The sequence below is a fragment of the Hyphobacterium sp. genome (assembly GCF_965228115.1).
In the GTDB taxonomy this organism is placed as follows: Bacteria; Pseudomonadota; Alphaproteobacteria; order Caulobacterales; family Maricaulaceae; genus Hyphobacterium.
The window spans coordinates 1,370,831-1,387,374 of record NZ_OZ245794.1; the positions used below are offsets into that span (position 1 = coordinate 1,370,831).

The following is a 16,544-nucleotide window of genomic DNA, read 5'->3' on the forward strand; positions in this document are numbered from 1 at the left end:
CGGTTGGCACTGAAAGGTCGTGTGCATGTTGGTGAATAACTCGCTGCGCGTTCTGGGCATGCTTGTGCTCGCAACGGCTCTGGCCTCCTGTACGGCCAGCCGGCAGAGCGTGCTTACGGATGGCGGTCCATTATCGCGCCTGCCCGACACAAATCCGGCAACCAACACAGGCGAACGCCGGGAAGGAAATGGCGACATCATCCAGAGCGCCCAAAGGGGTGAGCGGCTCGAAGAAACCGTCATCTATGGCGAAAATGTCCGCCCGGGATCGGGCCGGATCCAGGCCGATGCTTTGCCCAGCGGGGCCTTTACGGTGAACTTTGCGGATGCCCGCGTCGATGAAGCCGCTCAAACGATTTTCGGCGACCTTCTGGATGAACCCTACCTGATCGACCCGCGTGTGCAGGGCCGTGTGACGGTCAATACGCCGCGGCCCCTATCGCGGGAGGGATTGCTCGCTCTTTTTGAAGCCAGCCTTTCGGTCAATAACGCAGCGCTCGTCAGCGCAGATGGTGTTTATAGGGTCATGCCCGCCGGTGAAGCGCAAACGGCAGGGCTGGCGCGGTTTGCCGCTGCGACCCAGCCGGGTTGGGGCGTGACCGCTATACCGTTGAGATTCATCGCTGCTAACGAGCTCCGGACGCTCATGGAATCGGTCGTCACGCGCCCGGGTGCCTTACGGGCCGATCCGGCGCGGAACCTGTTGCTGATTGTTGGATCAGCTCCTGAACGGCGAAATGCCGCCGCAGCCGCCGAAGCCTTCGACGTCGATTGGATGGCCGGTCAATCCATCGCACTAATACCGCTGGCCAATGCGAGTGCCGCTGACGTCATCGAGGATGTCAGGGCGATTTATGCCTCGGGCGGCGATGCCAACTCAAGCGGGGCTTTGAGGCTGCAGGATGTCGAGCGGCTGAACGCCATTCTGGCCATTGCGCCAAGCCGGCAGTTGCTCGATCAGGCGCGGGGCTGGATTGCCGAACTGGACATTGGCGGCGCGGATGGGTCCACCTTGCGCACCTATTTCCTGGAAAATGGCGAAGCCGAGGAAACCGCCGCCTTGTTGAATGAACTGTTGGGCGATGGTGCGCTCGGCGGCGTCGCACCGGACCTGGACACCGCCACGGCATCATCCAGCGGGTCTGGAAATGGCGGCAGGATGTCGGGAGAAATCCGGGTTATTGCAGACACAATCAACAATGCCATTCTCGTGCTCGCTGACCCGGCAGGGCAGGCCTTGGTGGAGCGGGCGCTTGAAGCGATTGACCGCACACCGGTTCAAGTCGTCATTGAGGCTGTGATTGCAGAGGTCACGCTGAACGATACGCTCCGTTACGGTGTTCAGTTTTTCTTTGAAGGCGACGGTATTGATGGCGTCGCTGACAGCGGCCGCGGCGGCTTTGGCGTTAGCGGTTTTGATGCGAATGGAAACTTCCCGGGCTTCAACATGCTGCTGGAAACCGGCGACAATGCGCGGGCCGCATTGGACGCGCTTTCATCTGTCACGGACCTGACCGTTGTCTCCTCGCCGACCGTGCTTGTCCGGGACAATGCAACGGCCAACTTCCAGGTTGGCGATGAAGTGCCAATTGTAACGCGCCAGTCCAATTCTGTGGTCAATCCGGATTCGCCCGTCGTCAACAATGTCGAGTTCCGCGATACGGGTGTGCTTCTAACGGTCACGCCGCGCGTATCCTCGACCGGCCTGGTTACGATGGAAATCGAACAGGAGGTTTCTAATGTCGCGACCGGATCGGGCAGCTCCCTGACGCCAACAATTTCGTCCCGCTCGCTGTCGACAACAGTGTCCATCCGCTCTGGACAGACCGTCATTCTGGGCGGTTTGATTGATGAAAGCCGGGATAATGCACGCGACAGCATTCCGGGGGTGAACCGCATTCCGCTGATCGGGGACGCCTTGAGCCAAACCACTCAGAACACCACGCGCACGGAGTTGCTGATTTTTCTCACCCCCCGCGTCATTGATTCCGACGAAGATGCAGCGGCGATCACAAACGAGATCCGGCGCCGAATGGAATTGTTAAATCCGGAACTCAATTGATCAGCGGCTTCCTCGAGGTTTTCCTTCTTGCTGCGGCTTTGTTCGTCGGAAGCTTTGTAACGGCCGCGGCCAACGCCTGGCCTGACTGGAAGCAAATCATCTCCGGGCGCTCCGGCTGCGGTGAGTGTGGCCGTCGCTTGAGTCTCATTGAACTCATTCCTGTGGTTAGCTTTCTGCTACAGCGCGGCGCGTGCCGGACGTGCGGCGCGCGCATCTGGTGGCTTCATCCTGTTGGCGAGATTTTCGCCCTTTTCATCGCAGCACTGTCCGTTTTCGTGTTCGATGGAGCGTGGTCGCTGGCAGGTTGCCTGTTCGGCTGGATCCTTTTGTTCGGCGCGCTTGTCGATGCGCGGACATTCTTGCTTCCCGATGTCGTGACCTTGGGGCTGATACCCGCCGGGCTCGCCATGTCATATACCTCAGGCGGCCAGAGCCAGCTTGTTATGTCTGCACTTGGCGCCGTCATCGGTTTTGCCAGCCTTGCGGTGCTCGGCCTGGTCTATCGCTGGCTACGCGGCCGGGAAGGCCTGGGTCTCGGGGATGCCAAATTGCTGGCCGCCGGTGGCGCCTGGGCCGGACCTTATGCCTTGCCATGGATTGTGACCCTGGGCGCAGGCGCAACCCTGTTCATCGTTCTGATCCGGCATGTTCTTGGTCAGAAAGTGGATGCGACCACAGCGGTGCCGCTGGGCCCCGGCCTCGCGGCAGGTTGCTATTTGGCCTATTGTTTGCCTTACCTCGTCCGGATCTGAGCGAAGGCATTCACGTGTTCAAACGGCACCCCCTGCAGATTGGCCCGAGCAAGAAACTGACCCGCAAACCGGACGGATTGTGGGCAGAGCCTTGGATGGTGTGGCGGGAAAACGGCTGGCGCGAATTAACGTGTCCCGCCTGCCAGACGACCAGCCTTATGCCGAAGCGCGTTGATGCAAACCCGCCCTTCAAGCCAAAGCTTCGTTATGCGCTCTATCAATGCGAATCCTGCGGCACGCTCCATTACCCGGATGCCGAGGTTTTCGAGTATGAGAGCCGCCGAGACGCAGACCTTGCGAGAAAGTTCTATCTGGAAGTCGGGGCCGGACTTGATGCCATGATTGCGCCCTTGGCCTGGGCGGGGATGGAGAACGTATCAAGCTATCTGGAAGTCGGCGGCGGCTACGGATTTTCAGTTGATTTCGCTGCACGCGAACTGGGTTGGGACGCCGCAAACATCGACCCTTCTTTTCTGGCACAGACCGGTGCACGCGATCTCGGACACCGGCATATCGCTGCCTATCTCAGCCCCGATCATGCCCTGGCCAATGCGTCATTCGACCGCGTGCTGTCCTCGGAAGTGATCGAGCATGTCAGCGATCCGGACCAATTCATTCAAACGCTGGATGCGGCGCTCGCGCCCAATGGCGTCCTGATGTTGACCACGCCGAACGCAAATGTTGTGCGATCGGGCGCGAGCCTTGATGAGCTTTTGCCGGTCATCACGGCAGGCCATCATCTCATCATATTTTCCGAAGCCGGCTTGAAGTCTGCGCTTAAGCGCGCCGGCTATGCGCATGTCCATGTCAAACAGGCCGGAGCGACCCTCTATGCGGTGGCGTCACATGAAAAGATCGATGTGAAGTTCGATGCGCGGCCAGACCGGGCGCGTTTGCAGACCTATCTTAAAAACCGGCTAGAGACGCTGGGCGATGACCACGCCCTGTTCTCAGCTTTTGCCGTTCGATTGCTGAAAGAGTGTGTCCATACCGCAAACTGGGAAAAAGCCGGAAAAATCCGCGACAAGGTCGCAACGCGATGGCTGAACGATTTCGGATTCGATATCAATCGGGCCGACGGCATCAATCCGGTCTTCATCCGGACCGAAAAAGGACAGCGAACACGTCTCCGGAAATTTGCGGCCAATTATCCGTTCTCACTTGCCATTGCGCTCTATTATTCGGGGCGGATTGAACAGAATTCAGGCAATATATCATCTGCAATTGCGGCATTCCGCGCGTCTGCGCGTGCTGCCAGAACGCTGCAATCGGCCTTCACAGCCATGTTCGCGGCCTGCCGGGAGACGGAAGAAGCCGGCCTTCGAAGCACGCTGGCCTCTGCCGAACTGGAAGCGTCAAGCCATCCGGACGCGGCAGTGCACAGCCTCCTCTCGGTCGCGGATCTGGACGGCGAGTTGTTGCAAACGGAATGGTCCCGCATCGCGTGTCATGTCTACGCGGCGAATGCGCTTTCGGGGCAGAGCGAAGCGGTTGAAGCGATCGAACCTTTTGTCAGGGGGCAAATCTCCGCCCGGATCGACCAAGAGCAGGGCCTGGATACAACCACAGGCTATGCAGCAGGCGGACTTGGGGAAACGGCCCTTCAACGCGGGCAACCAGACCATGCACGCCGATGGTTCAAAATTGCAGCTGATGCCATGAACGACCCGGCTGAAGAACTGGTTTTTACCAGGAAGGCAGCGGCACTTGAGCCCAAGCCCAAATCCCTCGGAGACCAGCTTGTTGATGCGTTGAATTCGGAACAACCCGAAGATGCAAATGAACCCGCCCGTACGCTATTGTCTTACCCGGTCGAACATCCGGAAATCTGCCGCTCAACGGCCTTTGGCCTGGGCATTTACAGCCTGAACATCAAACCCGATGCAACAGCCGCCGTGAAATGGTTTGCCCGGGCGGCCGAACTGTCCGTGGAAGATCAGAAGCTGGATGCCGAGTTTCATTTGGCATTGGCCGCAAACCGCCTTCCGGACAAGGAACGGGACCTGATTTTGCCTGACCTACTCCGAAAACTCGAAAAAGAGGTTCCAGAAAACAGTGATTTAAACTCGCGAGTGAGACTGTTAGCCGATAGGTATAGGGCCGAAACCGGCTTGAGGGAGACGCACGCGTGAGTTGGCGCCGATATATCCGATGGATCAAATGGCCCTGGCGATGGGTGTTCGATCAAAGAGAACGCAAGGATTATATCGCTCAAGCCACGTCCCGGCTGATCGCCTCAGCCATCGGTCCCAAATCCATGGTCAAGCAAACCTGGAGCGGCGAAACGGACCTGAAGACCGCAAAGGATGTGGCCGTCCTTGTGACATGGGATGCGAAAGGCCGCGTCCACGACTTCCTGATCGAGCATATGAAATCGCTCAAGAAGGCCGGACGGGCGGTCATCCTGGTGTCCAACAGTCCCAAATTTCCGGAATCCGAAATCGCGCGGGCAAAACCGTATTGCGCGCTAATCGCCTGGCGCAGGAACAGGGGGTACGACTTTGGCGCCTATCGGGATGGGCTTATGCTCGTGCCGGACTATGATGCGCTCAACTCATTGATTTTATTGAATGACAGCGTTTATGGCCCCTTTCAATCGCTCAGACCCCTGCTGAAGCAGATGAACGATAAACAGGCAGATGTCTGGGGGATGACCGACAGCTGGGATACACGCTGGCATTTGCAGAGTTATTTTCTGCTCTTTCATACGGCCGCCCTGCAAAATGAAAAAGTGCGCGCCCTCTGGACAAACTGGAAACATGTCCAATCCAAGTCGTGGATAATAAACAAGCTGGAAATCGGGTTGACCGGGCAGCTTGAGCGCGCCGGGCTTCGTTGCGCAGCGCTTTTTCCTTACCGCCGCGAAGTCACAAAGTTCGCCAATACGGTGCGGGACAATCAATTACTGGCGAATGAGAGCCTGCCGGAACCACATAGAAAACTGCTCGGCCGCATGCTGGAACTCGCCGACGCTGGCGCGCCGATGAATCCGTGTCATTTCTTCTGGGATCAGTTGATTGCGGATGGCTTTCCTTATTTGAAGCGGGAGGTATTGACCGCCAATCCGATTGGAATGCCGCGTCTCTACGAATGGAGTGATGTCATTTCTGACATCAGCGAGTATGATCCGGACCATGTCGTGCGGCATCTAAGAGCGATCGCGAAGAACCGGGTGGTGTAATGGACAGCCAGGCCGAAACCGGCTGGATCGAAACGATTAACGGCCTGTCCGAGGCCGATATTGGTCGTGCCCGGCGGTTATCGGCCGAAACCGGAGAAAGGCTGGCCCGCGCTTTGAAACGCCTGGGTGCCGCTTCGGATATTGCCATCGCGGATGCGTTGGCAAACGCAACCGGGCTTGAACGGATTTCCCTTGATGCCTTCCCGGCACAGCCTTTGGAAGCCGGGGGCGTATCGCCGCAATTTCTGCAGGACGCCAGCGCCATTCCGATCGCGTTGGAAGACCGTGAAATTGTGCTGGCGGTGGCAGATCCGACCGACCCCGCACCTGCTGAAGGGATCCGATTGGCGACGGGATTGAATGTCGCGCTTCGCGTGGCCGCCTTCGCAGACATAGAGGCCGCTCATTCGCGCCTCTACGGCGAAGCCGCCAGCGGAACCGAAAGCATTGCCGATGATTTTGGCGATGGCGAAGACTTAAAAGACCTCGCCAGCGAAGCGCCCGTCGTTCGCCTTGTGAATGACCTACTATCCGAGGCCCTGAATTCGCGCGCCTCGGATATTCATATTGAACCTTTCCGGGACCGGCTTCGTATCCGTTTCCGGATTGACGGCGTCTTGCACGATCAAACGCCGCCGAAGCCCGGGCTGGCCCGACTGGTTACCAGCCGGGTAAAAATCCTGGCCGGATTGGATATCGCAGAACGCCGGCGCCCGCAGGACGGCCGCGCCCGTACGACCATTTCCGGCCGCGCGCTCGACTTGCGGGTTGCAACCGCACCGACGGCCCATGGTGAAAGCGTCACTATTCGACTGCTGGAAGACCGGGATACGCAGGTAAAACTGGATGATCTGGGGCTTTCAGAAAAACAACGGACGCATCTGACCTCGCACCTGAGCGCGCCCTATGGATTGATCCTCGTAACCGGCCCCACCGGGTCGGGAAAAACCACCACGCTCGCTGGCGCTCTGGATCAGCTGAATGTGACCGAACGAAAGTTGGTCTCGATCGAGGATCCGATTGAATATCAGATCGAAGGCGTCAATCAGATCGCCGTGAACTCACCCATCGGTCTGACCTTCGCCAGTGTTCTCCGCTCCGTTTTGCGTCACGATCCGGATGTGATTGTGGTCGGCGAGCTCCGCGATGGTGAAACAGCCGAGATCGCGATCAATGCCGCCCTGACAGGCCATTTGGTGCTCGCGACTGTTCACACCAACACCGCCTCTGGTGCCGCCCCCCGCCTGATTGATATGGGCGTGGACCCGGCGCTGCTTCGATCAACATTGCGTTTATCCATTGCCCAGCGGCTGGTGCGCCAGCTTTGTCCGGACTGCAAGACGCCGGACGCCCCGCCTCCGGGCCTGAAAACCGCGTGGAAGGCCGTCGGCTGTGAGCACTGTGCTCATACCGGATATCGCGGCCGGATTGGCGTGTTTGAGTTCGTTGATATCAAGGATGACATCGCGGATGCGCTGAAATCCGGTGTCGCTGCGTCTGAGATAGAAAAGCTGGCACGGCAGAAAAACATGTCTTCCATTCGCGGAGATGCGCTCACCAAGGTTGAGGCCGGCATCACCTCGATCGACGAGGTCAATCGCGTACTGGGAGCCGCCTGATGGCGCTCTTTGCGGTCCGCGCTATCCGGCCAGATGGCGGTGAGGAAACCGTGCGCATCGAAGCCACGGACAAAACCGCTGCGGCGGCAACGGTCACCGCCCGCGGGCTGACACCCATCCGGGTTCAACCTGCGCGCCAGACCGCGCAAAGGCAGGCCTCTGGCCGGTCCCGCAAATTGGCGACCCGCATTGCCCGCGAACTTTCTGTGTTGATCGCCGCCGGGCTCAGCATCGAACCGGCCCTGGCGGCGTTGTCGCGTCACGCCGCAGATAAAAGATTGAAAGAGGCCGCAGACACGCTGCTGGCCGATGTGCGGAACGGCGCCTCTCTCTCCGAGGCTTTCGCGAAAAGACCGGAGCATTTCCCTGCGCCTTTCCCCGAAATTGCGGAGGCTGGCGAAGCGGGTGGAGCGCTAGGGGCGGCTCTGGGAGACCTGGCTGACGCGCGCGAACGCCGGGAGGCCGTCGAAGCATCTATTCGCGGGGCTCTGGCCTATCCGGCCTTTCTTCTGATCATGGCCATCGGAGCGGTTTCAGCTTTGCTGGTGTTCGTGGTTCCGCGTTTCGAAGGCCTGTTTGACCAGATTGGCCGGGACGTGCCGGTGCAAGCCGAATTCGTATTCGGTGCCGCGCGAGCGGTCGCCACTTATGGCCCGTGGATTTTGGCGCTGATCATTGGATTGGTCGTGCTTGCCAGGATCGCCCTCGCGCGGCCGGATATACGTGAAGCATTTGATCGATGGACGTTGGGATTGCCGCTGATTGGCGACAGCATCCGGACCATGATCGCCGCCCGCTTTTGCCGGGTTCTCGCGCTGCTTTTACAAAATGGCCTATCCGCCGTGCCGGCTTTGCGCCTCGCCGCGAGAGCAGCCGGAAACCGGTGGGCTGTGCGGCGTCTGGGAGAAGCCCTAGCCGAAGTTCGTACCGGACGCGGGTTTTCTGAACGTGTAGAAGCGTCAGATGTCCTGCCCCCGCTTGCAGCCGAGTTGCTGTCAGTCGGTGAGGAAACCGGCGATCTTGGCGCTGCAGCCGGGCGGCTCGCCAGCTTCTATGAAACCCAGTTTGAACAGAATTCGCGATTAATCGCCCGAATTGTCGAACCCGCCGTCATCGTGTTTGCCGGCCTTGCCATTGGCGGCGTGATCGTGTCGATTCTCTCCGCACTGGTCAGTATCAATCAGGTTGACTTCTAGAGGCTCATCATGCGCCAGACAAATAACACCAAATCAGACCCGCGAAGCGGCTACTCTTTGATAGAGATCATCGTTGTGTTGGTCATTATAGGCCTCTTGATCGCGCTGGTCGGACCTCAGGTTTTTCGCTTTGTCGGGCGTGCCAACAGTGACACCGCAGCCGCTCAAATCGAAAGTATTGCAACCCAGTTGAACTTCTATCGCCTCGAAAATGGCGATTACCCTGACGATCTGTCCGCGCTGGTGCTGGAAGACAACCAATCGGTGCCAAACGACCCATGGGATCAACCCTATGTCTATGAATATCTGGGCACAGGTCAGGCCCGCATAGGCACCTATGGCCGCGATGGCGAGGAAGGCGGTGAAGGCGAGGATGAGGACATCTTCCGCACGATCCAGTAGGCCAATCAACCACCGATCAGACCCCGGATCGGGCTACACGCTTACGGAATTACTGGTCGCGCTACTGGTCCTCGGGCTGGTGACCGCCCTGGTCGCCCCGATGCTGTTCCGGACGTCCCCGCAACGCGAATTAACCCGTTCCATCGAATTGATCGAACAAGCGGCCCGCATGGCCCGTACGGAAGCCCGATTGACCGGTCAGGATACCCTCCTGCGACTGGATGTGGACGCCCGCACCTTGCTCGTTTTGCCAAGCGAACAGACCTTCGCCTTGAACCGCGATATCGAGATCCGGGCAACCGTCGCCGAAGCTGAACTCGACGGAGACCTGGCCTCTGTCCGTTTTTTTCCAGAGGGCGCAACAACAGGCGGCACCTTCCTGCTGGCACTGGAGGACCGCGAAGCGGCCATGCGGATTAATTGGCTGACCGGGCAGGCAGAAAGGCTCGATCCCGATGAGCTCGACTAAGCGCGGTTTCACCCTGGTCGAGACGGTAATTGCCATGGCGCTGGCGAGTGCCGGGCTGGCGGCCGTGTATCAGGTCTATGCGTCTGCCGCCCGCGCCGAGCAAGGGGCCAGCCAGGCCGAGGCCGCCGCGGCGATTATGGAAAATCTGATGCTGACCATTGATGATAACGCGTCAGGTCAAACCGAAAACTTTGACTGGACGGTTGAAATTGCACCGTCTGCAGAACTGGATCAGTTGGAGATCATCACCATCCGGCTGACGACCGAAACGGGCCGTAATTTTGAGCTCCGCTACGAACGCGCACGGGCAGAGGCGCCGCAATGAAGCGTGGTTTCACTCTCGCGGAGATGCTGATCGCGCTCGCCCTGACGGCGCTAGCGATTGGCATCATCTCGGAAGGCGTCCGCCGCTCGCTGGATTTCCAGAACCAGCTGATGGCCTTCCGCACCGAGCGTGAAGACCAGAGCGCAGCCCTAGAGGCGGTACGAAGCCGCCTTGAACGATTGCTGCCGGCCATTCGCACTGAAACCGAAGACGGCGAAAGCGGCGTATATTTTATTGGTCAGCCGGATCGTTTGGTCTTCCTGAGCGCGGATCCGGGATATCCATCGCGTGCAGGCGTTTATGAATACCGCATGGAGATCGTGCCGGAAGACGGCGAATCGGACACCGGGCCTGCTCTGATTGTCTCGCGCCGGTCACTCACGGATCTCGACCGGTTCAACCAGCCCGATGAAGCGTGGCAAAGCTGGACATTGCCGCTCAGCCAATCGGTAAGCTTTGGCTATGCCGAAGCTGGCAGTAGCGGCTCTTCAAGCTGGCAAAGCCAAAGTGATTATCCCGGCTTGATCACCCTTGTGGCGGACGGCGCCGAAATGCCTTCGATCAGCATTCCATTGCCACAGGCTGCGCCGGAAACAGAGGCGCCGGACCCCGGATCGGAAAACATGGCGCAAAATGAGGCGGGTGAGCCATGAGATCGCGCCGCGGAATTGCGCTTTTGATGGTGGTGGCACTGCTGGCGCTTTTGTCAGTCGCAGCGGGAATGACTGCCCTTTCGGCGCGCACATCCGCCTCCAGCGCATTCGCCAGCCTGGAACGATTGGAGTTGCGCGCGTCGATTGATAGCGTGGTTGCACGTGCGGCGATCCAGCTCGCAGATGAAAATGATGGCACCCGCTGGCGCGCGGATGGGCGGCTCTATGAAATTGCCATCGGGGATATCGAGCTGGATATCCGCATTGTCGCAGAAAACGGACGCTTTGACCTCAATCAGGGCAACCCTGAAATCCTGGCCGCCCTGTTGGAAGAAATCGAGATATCACCTCTAGCAGCGCGCAGGATTTCCGGTGCCTTTGCAGATTGGCGCGACGAAGACGACGATGTCGGGCAAAACGGCGCAGAATCTGCCGCATATCGGGCAGATAACCGCCCTCCCCCCGGCAATCGCCCCTTCATTGCGGTTGAGGAGTTCCGCAATGTTCTGGGCGTTGACCGCGACGTCTTCTCACGGGTCGAGCCCTATCTGACCCTTTATGGGACCGAAGCAGTTTCTGCTGAAATCGCACCTCCCTTGCTCATAGAGGCCGCAGGCGTTTCCTCCGGAGATGCGCGGCGGATACTGTCGGCGCGAGCAAGAGGGGGCGAGCCGCCTGAAATCGACGGTTCGGCAGGGTTTGATCCTGACCAGCCAGCCGTTTATGCGATTTTCATCGAGGCAGAGGCCGGATCCGGTGCGCGAATGGCGCGTGAAGTCATCATTCATCTGCCCGGCGAAGAAGACTTGTATGATGTGCTATCCCGGCATAGCCATGTATTTGGATATGCCGAGTTTCTCAATCCGGAGCCGGATGCGTGACATCAATAGTGAACGCCATTCAGCGGGGCCTCAGCGCGTGGCGCGACGACGTGGACAGTGCAGCCGCCGATTTGCCGGTGATCGGCGGATTGTTCGCGCGCTCCTGGCGTGTGCTGCGCTATGATGCTTCAGGCTGCGTGTACACGAATGCAGACGGGGAAACGCTGGAGATTTCCGCGAGTGAGGATGCGGACGCCGCGAGGGCCGAGATCGCGCGGCTCGGGCGCAAGGGCCCACTGGTTCTGCGGTTGGCTGCGCCCCTAGGACTTAAACGGGAAGCGAGCTTTCCGACCGCCGCAAAAAAACACCTGGAGGAAGCGATCGAGCTGGCGCTTCCACGCCTTTCGCCTCTGCCAGTGGAAGACATCCTCTTCGCTGCGGATACATCCGGGATTTCAGAGACTGATGGCCGCTTCAGCCTGCCGATATCGATCATGCGGCAAGACACGCTCGCCGCGGCGATGCGGCGGGCAAGCGAATTTGGCCTCGACATCGCCGCTGTCGATCTTGAAACAGATGATCCGCGTGCCGCACCGGCAATCGATTTGCGGGAGAACAGATCCTCGCCGTCATCAGGACGTTCAGCCTTCATGATGAGTGCGGTGATCACCAGCATTCTGCTGGTTGCGATTGCAGGTCTCACGCTGGACCGGAATCTCCGCCTGGATCCGGTCTATGAAGCAGCCCGCCGACCGGCCAGCCTGGAAGCGCGCCTGGAAGCGGCCATCGAACATGCCGAGGACAAATCACGTGCAGGCTCTGCCGTTGCGGCGTTGGCGGATCTAAGCCGCCGGTTGCCCGATGGGGCCTATGTAACGGGTGTTTCCTATGAAAATGGCACCCTGCGATTGACGGGCCTTGCCTGGGATGCGGCCGCCGCCTTGCGGGCGCTGGACGCTGCGGATGAATTTGCTGACGCCGCCTTTGACGGCGCGACCGTCAGGGATGAGGAAACCGGGCGCGAAAGATTTGAACTCACAGTGCGCCATCGTGTCACTGGGAGCCGGTCATGAGCGCCAGTCCGCGGCAATTGATCTCGCTTGCCTGTACGGGCGTAGTTGTCCTGGCCGCCTCCATCTATTTTGCGATGACACTGAATGGCTGGTTCAAGATTCAAGCGGATACCGAGACGGCAATCGCCGAGCAGGCTGTTCCCCCGGCGGCCGACCCGGCGCGTTATCTAACACCAGGTGACAATCTCGCTGTCGCAACCTCAAACCTTCAAAGCCGGCTGAATTCCGCCGCGCGCAGCGCAAATGTCACAGCAAGCCGTGTCCAGATTTCCGATCCTGATGAGCGGGATCCGCTCGCATTGCGCCTCGAATTCCAAGCAGAAGGCGAAATGGAAAACCTCGCCCAATTGCTGCATTCCCTGGAAGCAGGATTGCCTGCATTGATCATTGAAGAAGCGCAACTGACCCCCATTCGCCGGTCTGAACGCCTGCAACTGACCGCGACCGTGAGCGCGCGACGCGAGCCGGGAGGCGATTCGTGACCCAACGAACCCGCTTGCTTCTCCTGGTAGCCGCTGTCCTCGTGGTGTTGGTCGCGCTTCGATATCTGGTCTGGACCGACACGGGTGTTGTCCAGCCATCGCCCCCGGCTGAACGAGCAAGCTCAACTGTCGAGATCCGTCAGGAAACCGGCGATTTCCTTCCAGGATTCGAGTCCTTCGATGCCATTGCTGCCAGACCGCTTTTCAGGTCCGACCGCCGGCCAGCGCCCGTTGAGGTCGTTCAAGCCCCTGTATTGACACCACAAACGGCAACACAAATCGGCGAGCCGGAATTTACGGTTATCGGCACCGTGACCGGGCCCGAGGGCGGCGTGGCAACGATTAGGACAGAGGGGGAAACCCGCCGGGCCTATGTCGGCGATACAATTGAAGGCTGGAGGATTGATTCAATTTCCAGAAGTTCGATCGAAGTCTCCAATAGTGGCAATGCCTATCGGCTGCCGATTGGCGAACGCGAGCCGTAAGCGGGATTGTTGCAAGGAAACGCGCCCGGAAAAACGAAGCGCAGGCCGGACTGGGTCAGTAGCATTGCGGGCCAGCCAATTCACGTTATTGTAGGCGGAGTTTGACGGTTTTCGTCTCCCCCGGCGATGTTTATGGAGTACAGCATGATACGAGCATGGATGGCGGCAATTGCGCTCTCTATCGCGCCCGCCTCGGCAGCTTGGAGCATGGATATGTTCCAGGGTGCCCAAACGCTCGCTTTCGATGGCGCGGCAGGCGATGAAGTCCGTTTCGAAAGCCTGTCTCCGAATGTTATGGAAATGTTGCCGGGCGAGCGTATCGAGTTGAACATCGGGGCGGGATATACCGCTGAACTCGACCGGATCGATGAACAGGCATTGGGCGCACGCACCTGGATCGGACGCCTCGAAGGGGGCGATCTCACCGATCGCGTGATTATTTCAGAGCTGAATGGCATCGCCTTCGGACGAATCGCAACGCATGACGGGGTCTGGAACATTGTTCCTGACGCAAATGGCGGGCACAGGGTCTTCCGGCATCCAGATAATGCGACCCGTGCCTATGGCTCCGATGATCAGGTGCTGCCGAGCGCGCCTGCGCTGGTCAGCGCGTATGAAGCCACCGCAATTCCGGCTTCGAACATTGATTCTGGACAAGCCGTCCCGGTCGGATCGAACGGCACGCTGGATATTGCCGTCGTCTATACACAAAGCATGGTCGACACTTGGGGCCTCGCCGTTGGCGGACGCGTGCAATACCTGATCGCCCTTCTTGATCAGGCTCTGGTCGAAAGCGACACAGGGATGCGGGCCCGGCTCGTTCATCTTAGCCAGGTCACAGGCGTAGAAGCCGCCAGCAATACAGCCACGATCTATGATCTTGAAGATGGTGTCGTGAACGGCATTGCTTCGGATAACCAGCCGCAGGGCGCCGGCCAGGATTTCAGCAGCCTGCAAGCCGTTCGCGATGCGGTTGGCGCTGACCTTGTCGTGCTGGTTCGTCGCCACTTCAGCCCGTCTGGCACCGTCAGCCGTCCTGGCGGCACCTGCGGGGCGGCATTCATCTCGGGTAGCGGCAATGGCTCAATTGGTCCGGCGGATGCCGGTATGGGCCTCTCGGTGGTCAGCGACTTCATCGACGGGAATGATACCAACCTCACTGACGGATACAGCTTTTGCTCGGACTTGTCCTTTGCCCAGGAAGTCGGCCACAATTTGGGTTTTGCGCACAATCGCGAGAATATCGGCGCGAGTGGCGTTTTTGACTACGCAAATGGCTATCGTGTCGATTGCGAATTCATCACCATCATGGCGCAGGGTTCAGAGCAATCGCCTGGCGTAAATTGCCCCGGTGCGGGCCGGCATGAAGTCCAGGTTCCCTATTTCTCCAACCCGGGCATAAATCTTTGCACGAATGGGGCCCCTTGCGGCGTTGACTCAAATAGCGCGAATTCCGCCGACAATGCGCTGGCGGCGCGCAATGCCGGCCTCAACGTCAACAATTTCCGGGCGGAAGTGCCTCGCATCCGCTCGTCGATTCTGCCGATTTCGCGGTCTGTCAGAAACGGCCAGACGGCAACCGCGTTTGCGACCCTGATCAATCCGGCCAGCTCCAATACGACCGCACAAGGCTGTGGGTTGCGGCTGGCCGGGTCTGACGCCTCAAGCTTTACATTCCAGACAACCGATGCGTCCAATGAATTGACCGGCACGGCAAACACACCGGTCGACATCCCTGCAGGCGGGTCCCAGAATTTCGTTTTTGCGGTGACATCGGCCACAACTTTCGTGAATGACAGCAATCAGGTTGGTTTCACCGTTCCCAGCATCAATGATGAAACCGAGCTTTTCATCGAAGCCTATTGTGCCAATCGGCGTTCGGATGAATATGTCCGGGGTCTGAATTCGCTCAGCTTCACCTCATCCCCCTCACCGGTCGCAGATGTGATCGCCCTCGTGGCAACGGTTAATAATGACGGCTGGATCGACATTCCGGCCACCGGCAATCCGGTCGGCATTGCTTCCGTGGCAGTCTCGAATGTTGGACAAGGCGTGATTATATCGGCATCTGCCGATACCGGCGGCCGGTCTTTCGGCATTGAGAGAATTGAGCTTTGCGGCACGGATGCGCAAGGCAATTGCCTGACAGCGAGAGATGATACCATCAACGCCATTCTTCAAACAAATGGTGTTGCGACTTTCGCCATATTTGTGCGCGGGAATGGACAGGCAATTGAAGCCAACCCTGCAACCAATCGGATTTTCATCCGATTCCGCGAAGGAAATGCCCTGCGCGGAGCAACGAGTGTCGCCGTTCGAACCCAATAAGGAGGCTGATATGACCCGTCATCTCGCGACTTTTTCCTTGTCTGCTACGCTGGCATTGTCGTGTTCAACGATGGCGATGGCCGACATAATGGTGAGCCAGAATGACGGCCAATGGCAGGTCAGCGCCGAGGGCGAACGCCTTTCCGAAGTCCTTGAAACCATCCAGGCCGAAGCGGGATTCCGGCTTGTCGGTGCCGACCGGCTTGTCGACAACAACCCGGTGACCGCCGAACTCGAGGGTTCGATCGATGACGTTCTTGGCCGTTTGCTGGCAGGCTTTGATTATGCGCTCGTTTACGGCGAGACCCCTGAAACCCAGAATGATCTTCAGCGAGTGGTTCTGTTGTCCGGACGCGCGGGCAGCGCACCGGATGAAAGCCAGCGGCTAAGCGCGGAACGCATTCCCGCGGACATAACCGAGGAAGAGGGCCGGCGGGTCAGCGATTTGCTGCAGCGTCAAGTCCAGCCTTTGATTGACGCCGAATCCGGGGAAGAGGCGACGACACCGGCCACGACAACAGCATCGAATGAAACACAATCCGGCAATGATGAACCGCCGGCGGGTGATGATTATGAGCTTGATCCGGAAACGCAGGCCGCGCTGGCGGAAGCAACACAACGGGCCCAACAGGACCTGCAAGCATTGGTGAATGCGCTGCGCGCGGCAGAACAAAACTCTGGCAATGACAATTGATC

General features: G+C 59.0%; 16 protein-coding genes. All 16 read left to right on the forward strand.

Features of this window, described 5'->3' with window-relative positions; translation table 11 throughout:
* Positions 1-25 precede the first annotated feature (25 nt).
* The 16 genes from gspD (at position 26) to ACO079_RS07445 (ending at position 16,542) form a co-directional block, all read left to right on the forward strand.
* A complete protein-coding gene (gene gspD / locus ACO079_RS07370; protein WP_421792890.1) occupies positions 26-2,062 on the forward strand; it encodes a type II secretion system secretin GspD in 2,037 nt (678 codons plus the stop codon).
* Positions 2,059-2,814 carry a prepilin peptidase gene (locus tag ACO079_RS07375; protein ID WP_421792891.1) on the forward strand — a complete coding sequence of 252 codons (756 nt, stop codon included), beginning with the start codon at positions 2,059-2,061 and terminating at the stop codon, positions 2,812-2,814. Before gspD ends, ACO079_RS07375 begins: the two co-directional genes overlap by 4 nt.
* A 158-nt stretch (positions 2,815-2,972) precedes the next feature.
* Positions 2,973-4,946 carry a class I SAM-dependent methyltransferase gene (locus tag ACO079_RS07380; protein WP_421792892.1) on the forward strand — a complete coding sequence of 658 codons (1,974 nt, stop codon included), beginning with the start codon at positions 2,973-2,975 and terminating at the stop codon, positions 4,944-4,946.
* Positions 4,943-5,995, forward strand: coding sequence for a rhamnan synthesis F family protein (locus ACO079_RS07385; protein ID WP_421792893.1), 1,053 nt, complete (start codon positions 4,943-4,945; stop codon positions 5,993-5,995). Before ACO079_RS07380 ends, ACO079_RS07385 begins: the two co-directional genes overlap by 4 nt.
* A complete protein-coding gene (locus ACO079_RS07390; RefSeq protein WP_421792894.1) occupies positions 5,995-7,614 on the forward strand; it encodes a GspE/PulE family protein in 1,620 nt (539 codons plus the stop codon). The genes ACO079_RS07385 and ACO079_RS07390 overlap by 1 nt, the downstream gene beginning before the upstream one ends.
* Complete coding sequence (locus ACO079_RS07395; protein ID WP_421792895.1) at positions 7,614-8,810, forward strand: type II secretion system F family protein; 1,197 nt, start codon at positions 7,614-7,616, stop codon at positions 8,808-8,810. The genes ACO079_RS07390 and ACO079_RS07395 overlap by 1 nt, the downstream gene beginning before the upstream one ends.
* Positions 8,811-8,819: 9 nt before the next feature.
* The gene (locus ACO079_RS07400; RefSeq protein WP_421792896.1) at positions 8,820-9,212 is read left to right on the forward strand and encodes a type II secretion system protein GspG; all 393 of its coding nucleotides are present in this window, start codon (positions 8,820-8,822) and stop codon (positions 9,210-9,212) included.
* Positions 9,184-9,681: a GspH/FimT family pseudopilin gene (locus ACO079_RS07405; protein ID WP_421792897.1), complete on the forward strand. Its 498-nt coding sequence runs from the start codon at positions 9,184-9,186 to the stop codon at positions 9,679-9,681. The genes ACO079_RS07400 and ACO079_RS07405 overlap by 29 nt, the downstream gene beginning before the upstream one ends.
* A complete protein-coding gene (locus ACO079_RS07410; protein WP_421792898.1) occupies positions 9,668-10,006 on the forward strand; it encodes a PulJ/GspJ family protein in 339 nt (112 codons plus the stop codon). Before ACO079_RS07405 ends, ACO079_RS07410 begins: the two co-directional genes overlap by 14 nt.
* Complete coding sequence (locus ACO079_RS07415) at positions 10,003-10,659, forward strand: prepilin-type N-terminal cleavage/methylation domain-containing protein (RefSeq protein ID WP_421792899.1); 657 nt, start codon at positions 10,003-10,005, stop codon at positions 10,657-10,659. The genes ACO079_RS07410 and ACO079_RS07415 overlap by 4 nt, the downstream gene beginning before the upstream one ends.
* On the forward strand, positions 10,656-11,540 hold the full coding sequence (locus ACO079_RS07420) for a general secretion pathway protein GspK (protein ID WP_421792900.1): 885 nt from the start codon (positions 10,656-10,658) through the stop codon (positions 11,538-11,540). Before ACO079_RS07415 ends, ACO079_RS07420 begins: the two co-directional genes overlap by 4 nt.
* Positions 11,537-12,553 (forward strand): PilN domain-containing protein, encoded by a 1,017-nt coding sequence (locus ACO079_RS07425; protein WP_421792901.1) that lies wholly within the window; start codon positions 11,537-11,539, stop codon positions 12,551-12,553. The genes ACO079_RS07420 and ACO079_RS07425 overlap by 4 nt, the downstream gene beginning before the upstream one ends.
* The gene (locus ACO079_RS07430; RefSeq protein ID WP_421792902.1) at positions 12,550-13,035 is read left to right on the forward strand and encodes a GspMb/PilO family protein; all 486 of its coding nucleotides are present in this window, start codon (positions 12,550-12,552) and stop codon (positions 13,033-13,035) included. Before ACO079_RS07425 ends, ACO079_RS07430 begins: the two co-directional genes overlap by 4 nt.
* On the forward strand, positions 13,032-13,520 hold the full coding sequence (locus ACO079_RS07435) for a hypothetical protein (RefSeq protein WP_421792903.1): 489 nt from the start codon (positions 13,032-13,034) through the stop codon (positions 13,518-13,520). Before ACO079_RS07430 ends, ACO079_RS07435 begins: the two co-directional genes overlap by 4 nt.
* Before the next feature lie 144 nt (positions 13,521-13,664).
* Complete coding sequence (locus ACO079_RS07440; protein ID WP_421788888.1) at positions 13,665-15,848, forward strand: reprolysin-like metallopeptidase; 2,184 nt, start codon at positions 13,665-13,667, stop codon at positions 15,846-15,848.
* 10 nt (positions 15,849-15,858) lie between these two features.
* Complete coding sequence (locus ACO079_RS07445) at positions 15,859-16,542, forward strand: hypothetical protein (protein WP_421788890.1); 684 nt, start codon at positions 15,859-15,861, stop codon at positions 16,540-16,542.
* Positions 16,543-16,544: the final 2 nt, after the last annotated feature.

What these genes read in the sequence shown, in the direction of transcription:
- ACO079_RS07400 (WP_421792896.1), top strand. Translation starts at nt 8,820, where the DNA reads ATGCGCCAGACAAATAACACCAAATCAGACCCGCGAAGCGGCTACTCT.
- ACO079_RS07440 (WP_421788888.1), top strand. Translation starts at nt 13,665, where the DNA reads ATGATACGAGCATGGATGGCGGCAATTGCGCTCTCTATCGCGCCCGCC.
- ACO079_RS07445 (WP_421788890.1), top strand. Translation starts at nt 15,859, where the DNA reads ATGACCCGTCATCTCGCGACTTTTTCCTTGTCTGCTACGCTGGCATTG.
- gspD (WP_421792890.1), top strand. Translation starts at nt 26, where the DNA reads ATGTTGGTGAATAACTCGCTGCGCGTTCTGGGCATGCTTGTGCTCGCA.
- ACO079_RS07410 (WP_421792898.1), top strand. Translation starts at nt 9,668, where the DNA reads ATGAGCTCGACTAAGCGCGGTTTCACCCTGGTCGAGACGGTAATTGCC.
- ACO079_RS07380 (WP_421792892.1), top strand. Translation starts at nt 2,973, where the DNA reads ATGCCGAAGCGCGTTGATGCAAACCCGCCCTTCAAGCCAAAGCTTCGT.
- ACO079_RS07405 (WP_421792897.1), top strand. Translation starts at nt 9,184, where the DNA reads ATGAGGACATCTTCCGCACGATCCAGTAGGCCAATCAACCACCGATCA.
- ACO079_RS07415 (WP_421792899.1), top strand. Translation starts at nt 10,003, where the DNA reads ATGAAGCGTGGTTTCACTCTCGCGGAGATGCTGATCGCGCTCGCCCTG.
- ACO079_RS07395 (WP_421792895.1), top strand. Translation starts at nt 7,614, where the DNA reads ATGGCGCTCTTTGCGGTCCGCGCTATCCGGCCAGATGGCGGTGAGGAA.
- ACO079_RS07420 (WP_421792900.1), top strand. Translation starts at nt 10,656, where the DNA reads ATGAGATCGCGCCGCGGAATTGCGCTTTTGATGGTGGTGGCACTGCTG.
- ACO079_RS07390 (WP_421792894.1), top strand. Translation starts at nt 5,995, where the DNA reads ATGGACAGCCAGGCCGAAACCGGCTGGATCGAAACGATTAACGGCCTG.
- ACO079_RS07430 (WP_421792902.1), top strand. Translation starts at nt 12,550, where the DNA reads ATGAGCGCCAGTCCGCGGCAATTGATCTCGCTTGCCTGTACGGGCGTA.